This window comes from bacterium (genome assembly GCA_040755755.1).
Taxonomy (GTDB): Bacteria; SZUA-182; SZUA-182; order DTGQ01; family DTGQ01; genus DTGQ01.
Map to the genome: position 1 here is coordinate 86,623 of JBFLZW010000050.1, position 11,489 is coordinate 98,111.

At 52.7% G+C, this 11,489-nt stretch carries 9 protein-coding genes and 1 pseudogene; 9 read left to right on the plus strand and 1 reads right to left on the minus strand.

Annotated elements, in window-relative coordinates; all coding sequences use genetic code 11:
- Window positions 1-43: 43 nt before the first annotated feature.
- On the minus strand, window positions 44-2,137 hold the full coding sequence (gene nrdD, locus AB1611_15520; GenBank protein ID MEW6381000.1) for an anaerobic ribonucleoside-triphosphate reductase: 2,094 nt from the start codon (window positions 2,135-2,137) through the stop codon (window positions 44-46).
- A 1,175-nt stretch (window positions 2,138-3,312) separates the two neighbouring features.
- Here nrdD and eno point away from each other — a divergent pair.
- The 9 genes and pseudogenes from eno to AB1611_15565 all read left to right on the plus strand — a co-directional run bounded on the left by eno (window position 3,313) and on the right by AB1611_15565 (window position 11,236).
- Window positions 3,313-4,614, plus strand: a complete 1,302-nt coding sequence (gene eno / locus AB1611_15525) for a phosphopyruvate hydratase (protein MEW6381001.1) — start codon at window positions 3,313-3,315, stop codon at window positions 4,612-4,614.
- A 110-nt stretch (window positions 4,615-4,724) separates the two neighbouring features.
- Window positions 4,725-5,079 (plus strand): annotated as a pseudogene (locus tag AB1611_15530) (DUF1016 N-terminal domain-containing protein).
- Window positions 5,080-5,105: 26 nt separating this feature from the next.
- On the plus strand, window positions 5,106-5,315 hold the full coding sequence (locus tag AB1611_15535; GenBank protein ID MEW6381002.1) for a DUF433 domain-containing protein: 210 nt from the start codon (window positions 5,106-5,108) through the stop codon (window positions 5,313-5,315).
- A 171-nt stretch (window positions 5,316-5,486) separates the two neighbouring features.
- Complete coding sequence (locus tag AB1611_15540; GenBank protein ID MEW6381003.1) at window positions 5,487-5,819, plus strand: septum formation initiator family protein; 333 nt, start codon at window positions 5,487-5,489, stop codon at window positions 5,817-5,819.
- A gap of 2 nt (window positions 5,820-5,821) precedes the next feature.
- On the plus strand, window positions 5,822-6,805 hold the full coding sequence (locus AB1611_15545) for a UDP-glucuronic acid decarboxylase family protein (GenBank protein ID MEW6381004.1): 984 nt from the start codon (window positions 5,822-5,824) through the stop codon (window positions 6,803-6,805).
- Between the two features lie 49 nt (window positions 6,806-6,854).
- Window positions 6,855-7,412: a bifunctional pyr operon transcriptional regulator/uracil phosphoribosyltransferase PyrR gene (pyrR, locus tag AB1611_15550; GenBank protein MEW6381005.1), complete on the plus strand. Its 558-nt coding sequence runs from the start codon at window positions 6,855-6,857 to the stop codon at window positions 7,410-7,412.
- 40 nt (window positions 7,413-7,452) lie between these two features.
- Window positions 7,453-8,373, plus strand: a complete 921-nt coding sequence (locus AB1611_15555; protein MEW6381006.1) for an aspartate carbamoyltransferase catalytic subunit — start codon at window positions 7,453-7,455, stop codon at window positions 8,371-8,373.
- Window positions 8,370-9,680, plus strand: a complete 1,311-nt coding sequence (locus tag AB1611_15560; GenBank protein ID MEW6381007.1) for a dihydroorotase — start codon at window positions 8,370-8,372, stop codon at window positions 9,678-9,680. Before AB1611_15555 ends, AB1611_15560 begins: the two co-directional genes overlap by 4 nt.
- A complete protein-coding gene (locus AB1611_15565; GenBank protein ID MEW6381008.1) occupies window positions 9,599-11,236 on the plus strand; it encodes an ABC transporter substrate-binding protein in 1,638 nt (545 codons plus the stop codon). Before AB1611_15560 ends, AB1611_15565 begins: the two co-directional genes overlap by 82 nt.
- Window positions 11,237-11,489: the final 253 nt, after the last annotated feature.

Below are 11,489 nucleotides of genomic sequence, written 5' to 3' on the forward strand. Positions count from 1 at the left end.
TCTGATTTCGGTACTGGTACCGGTTCCCGGTTTCCAGAACAGCTTACATTTCGTTCCCGATATTCTCTTGTTGCAGATAGGTCTGGTTTCGATACCGGTCCCGGAGCTCTCCCCGTTTGCCCTTGTTCCAACTGGAAACCTTGGTGAAGTAGCCGGTAATCCGGGTGATCCCATCGACCTGGGCTGATCCGCAGTACGGGCAGGATTCTTTCAGTCCCCTGGACGTCTGGTTGCAGTTGTTGCAGGTCGTGAATTCCGGAGAGAAGGCAATCTGGTCATTGAGGGTCTTGCGGAAGGTCTTGACCACGAAATTGGCCAGAGACTCGCGGGATGGCTTGGCTTCACCCAGCCAGACATGGGTCAGAGCTCCTGCCTCGATCAGCGGGTGGAACAGGCCTTCCTGCCTGACCCGCTCGATGGGGTTGATCTGGGCGCTGACATTCAGGTAGCTGGAGTTGGTGTAGTATACTTCTCCTTTGGCCGCATCCCCCTGGACAATACTCTCTGCCTGGGGTCCATAGTGGCGGATATCGAGCTTGGCGAACCGGTAGCTGGTGCTTTCCGCAGGGGTCTGCTCGAGCACGAAATGCATTTTATGCTTGCTGGACAGCCGGTCAGCCAGAAGCTTCAAATGGGAAATAACTTTCAGCCCCAGCTTGAAGGCTTCTTTTGATTCATGCATTTCCTGGCCGGTCTGAACCTTTACCAGCTCGTTCAGCCCGACCATGCCGATCAGATGCGAGGCGCGGTCCAGGCGAAGATAGGGCTGCCCGTCCCGGCTCATGGTCAGGAGGGAGAGCGGGCCGCTCTCTCCGAGAGCCAGGAGCTTTTCGATAAAAACCCGCTTTTGCATATGGGCCTCGGCAGCCAGCTCCATCAGATCACTCAGCCGCTCGAAGAGCCTGCTGGCATCTCCCCTGGCCTCATAACCAACCCGGGGCAGGTTCAAGGTGATATTCTGCAGGGCGCAGTATCGCATCTTCCAGGGCTCTTTGGCATCTTCCAGGTCTTCGGCCCTGAGCTTGAAGCTCAGCCGGCAGCATTCGGAAATTTTGGCCGTATCCCCCCGGTCAAAAACAAAGTAGGTGTTCCCCTTTTCCACAGCCACTTCACAGATATGGTGGAGGAAATCCTGATGGCCCGGAGTCTTGAAAAATTTCTCGGTGATATGAACCAGCGGCTTGGGGAAGAAGAAGGGCCTGCCTGAGCCGTCTCCTTCCATATAGACATCGAAAAGCGCCCGGGCAAATCTTTGCGACTCTTCCAGATACTGGCCGTAGGTCTTTCCGGTATAAGTCCCGCCGGGTCCGATGGCCGGAACATTCTCGAAGTGATTGGGAACTTCCCAATAGATATTGATATCACTGAAAATCGCCTGTCCTCCCCTGGCCACTGCCTGCTGGGAGAACTCGAAAATCATGATCTGGGCCAACTGGCGGACATCCCGGTCCGACATGCCCGAAAGGTACGGGGCAAAGAAGAGGTTAACCGCATCCCAGCCGATGGCCCCGGCAAAATTTCCCTGCAGGGCGGCGGCAAACTTCACCATGTGAGCCAGCAGCACTTCCGGATGTTTGGCCGGTTTGGCCATGGAGAGAGCATTCGGCAGGTTCAGGCCGAATTTCTTGACATACTCCAGGGACTGGCCGGAGCAGTAAGGGCGGTCACAAAAGCCAAGATCGTGAATATGGATATCTCCCCGCATGTGAGCATCGGACACCTCCTGCGAAAAGAGCGCCAGAAGGGCATACTCCTTCTTGATATGCTCGGCCAGGGTCAGGTTGGTGGCCTCCGGGCCATGCGGTACATTGGCATTTTCCTTGTTTGGATGCAAAATGAGCTGATTGACATCATAGAGCGGCATCCCAAGCCGGGTGTGCATCCAGCGGGCCCGCTCCAGGCCGTGCTCGATAAGCTTTGCATCCACCAGCTCCCGGATCAGGGGGGCGGTGATGATTTTGAGATTTGAGGCAATAATCTGACTCTCTACTTCCTTACTGATGCGGATAGCCGTATCCTCATCAATATAGGTTTCGCGCACCAGGGCCTCGACAATTTTCTGCCGATCCCAACTCCGAAAATCCTCTTCCGAGGTTCGAACAAAAAGGGCCATATCCGTAGTTTCCAAGGTATTCATCCTCAAATCTCCTAACCTGATTATACTCGATTCCGTGATGTATTCAAGCCGGACTCTTCGGCATCGGTATTTCAATCACGGGTAGATCATATTGTGTATGTTCTCAAGGACAACACTATATATAGTATCAGAATATGACCGTATCATACAATATCATGATATCGTGTCAAGCAAGTTACAGAGTTTATGCCTCAGAATCGCGGAATCGTCAGAAAACTGAAAATCCCCCTGAGAACAACCTGTGGATAAATTTTCCTCCTTGTGCCCTGAGCTTTCGAAAGCGGTTTGCTGACACGGCACTCCTTCTATAACTTGTTGAAATATAAAGCGATGCAAGCAGCCTCAATTCAGAGCATAATCGCTATCGCCGCTGTTTTTCCGCAGCTTTTCCCTGCTGACCTTCCACTTTATCCACAGCTTATCCATAACTTTTGTGGAAAGTCTTCCTAATGCGTGGCAAAATCACTTCTTTTCCTCCTCCCTCAAGGGTATCTCTTACTCCCTTTCCGGAAATCCCTGACCGGCGTCTGATCCTCGCTGATGGCCGGACCACTGCGGACCACTGTGGATAACTTCCTGGTGCCCGCTTTTCATTTTGAAGGCGAGTCCGCCAGGCAATCCCCAGCTCTATAACTAGCTGAAATATCAAACAAACAAGCGAGCATTAATTTAGAGCGAAATTGCTATCTCCGCCCGTTTCTCAGGCAGTTTCAGCCGATTATTGGCCGGTTATCCACAGGTTATCCATATAAATTGTGGAAACTGTTCCTAACAGTTCGCTAATATTACCTCTTTTTTATCTGTCCGAATTTCCGGTTCCCACCTCCTGATGAAAACCGGCTGTGGATAACATCAGTTTTTCTCACGGTGCTCATGAATATCTTCCGTCACCAGAGAGGGCTTTGGGCTTAACTGGCTGAAAAGACTGCTAAAATTTATACGCCCCAGTCTGGTGCAGGTTTTCGATCCCGCTTCATTTTTCAGGTAGTTCTGTGGCCGGATTTCCAGTTTATCCCCAATTTATCCAGAAGCTTATCAAGGATTTCATTAAACTGTTTTTCTGTTGAATCCGAAAACTAATTGTGATATTTTGAGCCAGGATGATTTTCGGCATTGGCCGAGAGACAGACGGTCCAGGTTCAACCTAATAACAATCTGAGGAGGAGGACGGCGTAATGAGTGAAATCTGTGATATTATTGCCAGGGAGATTATCGATTCACGGGGAAATCCGACAATAGAGGTTGATGCAATTCTTGAAAGCGGCACACTTGGCAGGGCGGCAGTCCCCTCAGGAGCATCGACGGGAGAGCGGGAAGCTATTGAATTACGTGATGAAGAGAAGGACCGATACATGGGCAAGGGTGTCAGGCAGGCGGTTGATAATGTCAATCTGATCATAGCCCAGGAGGTTGCGGGTTATGACGCGATGGATCAGACATATCTCGATTACCGGCTGATCGATCTGGACGGTACCGAAAATAAAGCCAAACTGGGTGCCAATGCCATTCTTGGGGTTTCGCTGGCTGTAGCCAAGGCGGCAGCCGCTGAGCTGAATCTTCCTCTCTATCGGTATATCGGAGGGACCAACGCCCGCGAGCTTCCCGTGCCGATGATGAATATCCTCAATGGAGGAAAGCACGCCGATAATAACGTCGATATTCAGGAATTCATGATCATGCCTGCCGGGGCCGAAAACTTTTCCGAAGCCCTGAGGATGGGCTCGGAAATATTTCATAACCTGAAGTCCGTCTTGAAAGCCAGAAAGTACGTCACCTCAGTGGGCGATGAGGGAGGATTTGCCCCTGATCTCAAGTCCAATGCTGAGGCGCTTGATGTCATTATGGAGGCTATCGACAAAGCCGGCTACCGGGCGGGTCAGGATGTCTTTCTGGCCCTTGATGTGGCCGCAAGCGAGCTTTACGAGAATGGTATCTATACGCTGGCTGCCGAGGCCGAGCCGAAAAAGAGCAGTGAGGAATTGATCGATTTTTACGAACATCTGGTTGAAAAGTATCCGATAATTTCTATTGAGGATGGGCTTTCGGAAAGCGACTGGAGCGGGTGGGAACTGCTGACCAGACGGCTGGGGAAGAAGATCCAGTTGGTAGGAGATGATGTCTTTGTCACCAATACCAGCATCCTGAGAGAGGGAATTGCCCGCGGTGTTGCCAACTCCATTCTTATCAAGCTGAATCAGATCGGAACCCTGACCGAAACCCTGGAGGCAATTGAAATGGCCAAAAGGGCAGGGTATACAGCCGTCATTTCCCACCGGTCGGGAGAGACCGAAGATACCACCCTGGCTGATCTGGCTGTGGCCTGTAATACCGGTCAGATCAAGACAGGTTCAATTTCCCGGACCGACCGGGTGGCTAAATACAACCAATTACTCCGGATCGAAGAAGGTCTGGGAGATATTGCCCTGTTCCGGGGTGTGGAAGTTTTCTATAACCTTCGATCCGGCACGTCAGAGTAACTGACACTGACAGACAGAGAGGCTGACTTTCCCATCCCCCTCTTCCCCTCTGGGGGAGAGGGGGATGAGTCGATGTATATACGTTCTGCTTTACGCTAAGGTTGCAGGACATGACAAAAGCGATCGAAGGATACACACAACTATTGAAGAATATCCGGGAGCGGATCCGGTCGGCGCAGTACGAGGCTTTATGCGCTGTCAACAAGGAGGTGGTGGCCCTATACTGGGACATTGGCCGGATAATCTCGGAACAAAAACAGGACCAGGGCTGGAGAAAGTCCCTCGTACAGGGGCTTGCCGACGATTTGCAGCAAGAATTCCCAGGGATAAAAGGTTTTTCTGCATCCAACCTTTGGCGGATGAAGTCGTTTTACGAGGCATATTCCCCCAATGAAAAACTTGCACCACTGGTTGCGAGAAATCGGCTGGTCTCATAATCTTATCATCCTGGAGCGATGTAATGACTTATTGGAAGCGGCATGAGGTATTTTATGAGTCGGAAATTATTTGGCCGGTATATTGTCTCGGATCCCGACATTTGTCACGGCAAGCCAACCTTTCGGGGTCGTATTATGGTCTCGCAAGTTCTCAAACAGGTTGCCAGCGGAATGGCCTGGGAGAAAATTATTGGCAAGTGGCGTGGTAGTATCACCAAAGATGCTATCGCAGAAGCCATACGTTTAGCAGGTATGATCAGCTAAAACAAACTAAACAAATTGCGACACATGCAGATGTTCCCTATGTTCCGTTTCTCAATGAGGAAGGTGAAAACAACCATCACCCCCACCCAGCCTCCCCCCTCAAGGGGGAGGAGTGGAGAGAAGGTTCCCATTGAAGATGGGGAATATCTACAGATACATGGACCATGAAAAATGTCTCAAAGCCGACTGAGCTGCATCTGGAGGTATATACTTCTTATTCTCGCTGTCGGGCTGCTGGTATTCTCCGCCCTTGAGGGGCGGTATAGTCTGATGCGCATCTACCGGTTTCGGAAGCAGCGTGACCAGATAAAGAGGGATATTCTTCAACTGTCGGAAGAAAATCAAGCTTTACGAAAGGAGATAGAAACACTGCGCTCCGATCCTGAATATATAGCCCGGATAGCCCGTGAAGATCTGGGACTGGCCAAACCGGGTGAAATTATTTATCGGTATCATCAACTGCAAACTCACAAGGAAAAACCGGCCCAGAAGGTTACGAGGTGACCATGCCAAGAGTATTGATAACTGGCGGAGCAGGTTTTCTTGGCTCCCATCTTTGCGATTATTTTCTCCACGCGGGTTTTGAGGTCATATGCATGGATAACCTCCTGACCGGAGACATCTCAAACATTGCCCACATCCGTTCGGAAAAGTTTCTGTTTATCAAACAGGACGTGACCAATTACATCTATCTTGACGGCCCGCTGGACTATATCCTGCACTTTGCCAGCCCGGCCAGCCCCCTCGATTATCAGCAACTGCCCATTCAGACGCTGAAAGTCGGCTCTCTGGGTACCCATAAAGCTCTCGGCCTGGCCAAGGAGAAGAAAGCCGTTTTCCTGCTGGCCTCGACTTCCGAGGTCTATGGTGACCCCCTTGTTCATCCGCAAAATGAAGACTACTGGGGGAATGTCAACCCTATCGGCCCCAGAGGGGTATACGATGAGGCGAAACGGTTTGCCGAAGCCCTGACCATGGCCTATCATCGCTACCACGGGATCGAGACCAGAATTGCCCGGATATTCAATACCTATGGGCCCAGAATGCGGATTAACGATGGCCGGGTGGTGCCGACGCTCATGTCTCAGGCCATCGAGGGCAGGGAGATGACGATTTTCGGCGACGGGAAGCAAACCCGCAGTTTCTGCTTTGTTGACGATCTGGTCGAAGGAATCTACCGGCTGCTGATGTCAGGTTGTCAGACTCCGGTCAATATTGGCAATCCTTCCGAGATGACCATTCTGGAATTCGTGGAGGTACTGCGGAAAATCACGGGCACAGGCAGCAGGGTTGTATTTCAGCCTCTTCCTGAAGACGATCCCAAGGTGCGCCAGCCCGATATCCAAAAAGCCCAGAAGCTGCTCAACTGGAGCCCCCGCTATAGTCTGGAAGAGGGATTGGCCAGGACCCTGGAATGGATGCGGAAAAAAATCAGCGCAGCCAGTGGATGTCCCGGTGAATGTGCGGGGCTGGAGGAGATGCCCCGGTAGAATCGCAGAGTCAGTCGTAAAACCACAGCCAACACCCAGAGGAACGATTATGGAAAAAGAACCGCGAATAATCATGACCAAGGAAGATGTTCAGAATGCCTTACGGAAGATGGCGCAGCAGATATTGATTGAAAATTCTCCTGTCAAAGACTTGGCCTTAGTGGGAATCAGGTCAAAAGGGGTGGAGTTGGCCAGGAGGCTTATCAGGCTCATTCACGATCTTTCCGGTGTTCAGCTCCCGATCGGAGCGGTTGACGCCACTCTCTACCGTGATGATCTCGATAACTCAGCGTATAAGCCGGTCCTGAAAAAAACGGAAATAGATTTTCCTGTCACGGACAAAGATATTGTCCTGGTAGATGACGTTTTATATACTGGCAGAACCATCCGGGCAGCCCTCGACGCCCTGATTGACCTTGGCAGGCCGAAAACCATCAAACTGGCTGTCCTGATCGACAGGGGACATCGGGAATTGCCCATCAGTGCCAATTATATCGGGTTGACTGTGGGCACCAGCCTGGACGAGTCCGTCAAGGTTACCCTGGAGGAAACGGGAGAGGAAGACGGTGCTTTTATCCTTCCCTTCCCCGAGGAGACGAGATGGTGAAACCAGATGGTGAAGATGTGTTAAGGAAGGATCAGAAGGATTGTTGAGAAGGAAGAACTTATTAGGTATTCAGGAGTTAGACAGGGAGGAAATCTGCTTTATTCTCGATACGGCAGAATCCTTCAAGGAAGTACTTACCCGGCCGATCAAGAAGGTTCCCACGCTTCGCGGGAAAACAGTGATCAATCTTTTTCATGAGCCCAGCACCAGGACCCGGACTTCTTTTGAGATTGCCGGGAAAAGGCTGAGTGCTGACACGATTAACATTTCTCCCTCCACCAGCAGCCTGACCAAGGGCGAGAGCCTCAAGGACATGGCCAAAACCCTGGAGGCTATGAATCCGGACATTATTGTCATCCGGCATCCCATACCGGGTGCGCCGCATTTTTTGGCGCAAAAAGCGAAATTCTCCGTTATCAACGCCGGTGACGGAGCGCACGAGCACCCAACCCAGGCCCTCCTGGACCTGCTTACCATCCGGGAGCATAAAGAGCGAATCGAGGGGCTTCAGGTGGCTATCGTCGGTGACATTCTCCACAGCCGGGTGGCACGGTCGGACATTTTCGCTCTGGTGAAAATGGGGGCCAGGGTAAGAGTGGTTGGCCCGCCAACCCTTATCCCGCCATGTATCGAAAAGCTGGGAGTTACGGTCGAGCATCATCTGGAGCGGGGAATAGCGGGATGTGATGTGATCATTCTGCTGCGGATACAACTGGAGCGGCAAAACAAATTGTTTTTCCCTTCCATCCGGGAGTATTCCCGGCTCTATGGTCTGACCCCGGCCAAACTGGCCTGGGCACGGGAGGATGTGCTCATTATGCATCCCGGCCCGATCAACCGGGGGATCGAGATCGATCCGCAGGTAGCCGATGCGCCCTTCTCCCTCATTCTCGATCAGGTAACCAATGGCCTTGCCGTGCGCATGGCTTTACTCTATCTCATTCTCGGGGGTGAAAGTTGAGAATCGTCATTCAAGGTGGAAGAATTATCGATCCGGCCAACAACATCGATGGCCTGGTTGACCTTTTGATCGAGGATGGGAAGATCATGGCTGTGGAAAAAAACCTTCCCGTCACTCAGGATAGCCTGCTGATCAAGCTTTCCGGGAAACTGGTGACCCCGGGACTGGTTGACATGCATGTCCATCTTCGCGAGCCGGGCAGAGAAGATAAGGAAACGATAGCTACCGGCTGCGCGGCCGCAGCAGCCGGGGGAGTGACCTCATTGGCCTGCATGCCGAATACTGCGCCGGTCAATGACAACAAGTCCGTAACCGAATTTATCCTGCGCCGGGCCAAAGAGGTGGATCTGGTCAGCGTCTATCCCATCGGGGCTATTTCCAAGGGCCTGCGGGGAGAGGAGATGGCGGAGATGGCCGAGCTTCGGGAAGCCGGGGCTGTGGCCTGTTCCGATGACGGCAGGCCGGTCATGAATGCCCTGCTCATGCGGCGGGCACTGGAATATGCCCGGCTGTTCGATATCCCTTTGATCTCTCATTGTGAGGACGTAAACCTTTGTGCCGATGGGGTGGTGAACGAGGGATTTATCTCCACCCTGACCGGCCTTAAAGGGATCCCCGGAGCAGCCGAAGAGGTTATGGTGGCCAGGGACATCCTGCTGGCCAGGATGACCAGGAGCCGCGTGCATATTGCCCATGTCTCTACGGCTGCCAGTTGCGCCCTGATCCGTCAGGCCAAACGGGAGGGGATTCCGGTCACAGCCGAGGCCACGCCGCATCATTTCAGCCTGACCGAAGAGCTGGTGGTAAATTTCGATACCAATACCAAGGTAAATCCTCCCCTTCGCACCCGGAGCGACCGAGAGGCTTTGGTCGAAGCCCTGCGAGATGGCACCATCGATGTCATTGCCAGTGACCATGCACCGCATACCCAGGCCGAGAAAGAGCAGGAATACGACCTGGCACCCTTTGGCATGGCAGGGCTGGAGACCCTGCTTTCGGTCTCTCTGACCAATCTCTATCATACGAAAAAGCTTGACCTGCTCACTCTTATGGCCAAACTTACCGCCCATCCGGCCAGAATCCTGAATATCCCTGCCGGGACTCTCGCTCCGGGAAGTCCGGCTGACATCTGCATCATCGATCCTGAAAAGAAGTATATCGTGGATGCAGGCAGGTTTTTCTCCAAAGGGAAAAATACCCCTTTTCACGGCCAGGAACTGAGCGGATGCGTAGTCATGACCCTTCGGGCCGGAAAAATTGTTTACCCCCAGGGGGAAACAATTCCTGGCGGGCAGTTATCCCCATGACCATCCGAAGGCTTTTCCTGACGTTCGGTGTTTCCTTTCTGTGCTGCCTGGCGGTTGTCTCCTGCCGTCCGAAGGGGGAAAAGGGCAGCCAGAGCCCCCTGGTTGTCGGGATGGAAGGAAGTCCCATCACCCTTGATCCGCGCCTGGCGACGGATGCCTATTCGGCCCGGGCCATTCAGATCGTCTATAACGGACTGCTCAAAAAAACACCCGAATCCACCCTGACAGCAGATCTTGCCGAGAGGTGGGAGACCCCCGACGACACGAGCTATATTTTCCACTTGCGCCGGGGAGTCAGGTTCCATGACGGGACCGAGCTGACAGCCGAAGACGTCCGGTATACCTTCGCCAGTCTCCTTGATGCCGGCTTTCCCTCTCCGCTGAAGGATTCCTACAGTCAGATCAGCCGCATCGAGGTCCTTTCTCCCTATACCGTCAGGTTTCAGCTCAAGGAACCCTTTGCCCCTTTTCTGACCAACATGACCCTGGGTATCGTCCCCCGGCACGCAGCCGGGAAACCCGGCAGCAGGCTTGCATCTCAGCCGGTGGGCACCGGCCCGTTCCGGCTCACGGGATGGGAGCCGGACGAATCATTGACCTTTCAGGCTTTCGACCAGTATTTCGAGGGGAAGCCGCGACTGTCTGGCCTGATCTACCGGATCATACCGGATGAAACCATCCGGCTGCTCGAAGTGAAGAAAGGGAGCCTGGACCTGGTGCAGAACGCTTTATCCCCGGATGCCGTAGAGTCCCTCCGGAATAACCCTCAGATTCAGATTGTCAAAAAGATGGGCACCAATTACACCTACCTGGGCTTTAATCTGGAGGATAAAATCCTCAGTCACCTTGCGGTGAGGAAAGCCATTGCCCTGGCTATCAACCGTCCGCTGATCATCCGTCAACTGATGGGGAACCTGGCAGAGCCTGCCACGGGGGTTCTTGCTCCCGGCAACTGGGCTTATGAACCCGATGTAGCCACCTATGACTATAGGCCGAAAGAGGCCGCCCGGCTTCTGGATGAAGCCGGGTTTCCCGATCCTGACGGCCAGGGGCCTGCCATGCGGTTTTCGGTGCTCTATAAAACCTCCCAGAATGAGCTGGGCAAACAGGTGGCCGAGATTATCCAGCATAACCTGGCTGAAATCGGTATTGGCGTCGAAATCAGAAGCTACGAATGGGGTACCTATTTCTCCGATGTCAGGTCAGGCAATTTTCAGCTCTGCTCGCTGCAATGGGTGGGAGTAACGGATCCTGACATTTACTATAACCTCTTTCACTCCTCCTGTGTGCCGCCGCACGGGGCCAACCGGGGCCGGTACCGCAACCGCACCATCGACCTTCTCCTGGAAGAGGGAAGAAGGACCATGGACCCTGAAGCCCGCAAAAAAATTTACAGCTCGGTCCAAAAGATCATTGCCGCCGACCTCCCCTATGTCAGCCTGTGGTATCAGACCAATGTAGCGGTCATGAGCCGCAGGGTCCGGGGATTCGTCCTCTATCCGGGCGGGGACTTTACCTCGCTGCGACAGGCTTATTGTGCCCCTTCTGAAGGGTAAGAGAATTATGGATAAAGAAGAGTCGAGGCGGGTGAGTATTATTTCTCAAAACACGGAGATCAAGAAAGGCAAAACGATAATCTTACGATAGGAGAGATTGAAGAAGCCTTGATGGACAGGGAGAATCTTAGTACAGGTCGCCATAAATACGCGACCACATAGAAAACAAAAAGAGGTTCGGACATGGTAAAATATCCTTGGTACCAGAGAAGAGGTATCAAAAAAGGTCTGAAAGGAGTGATTATCATGCCAG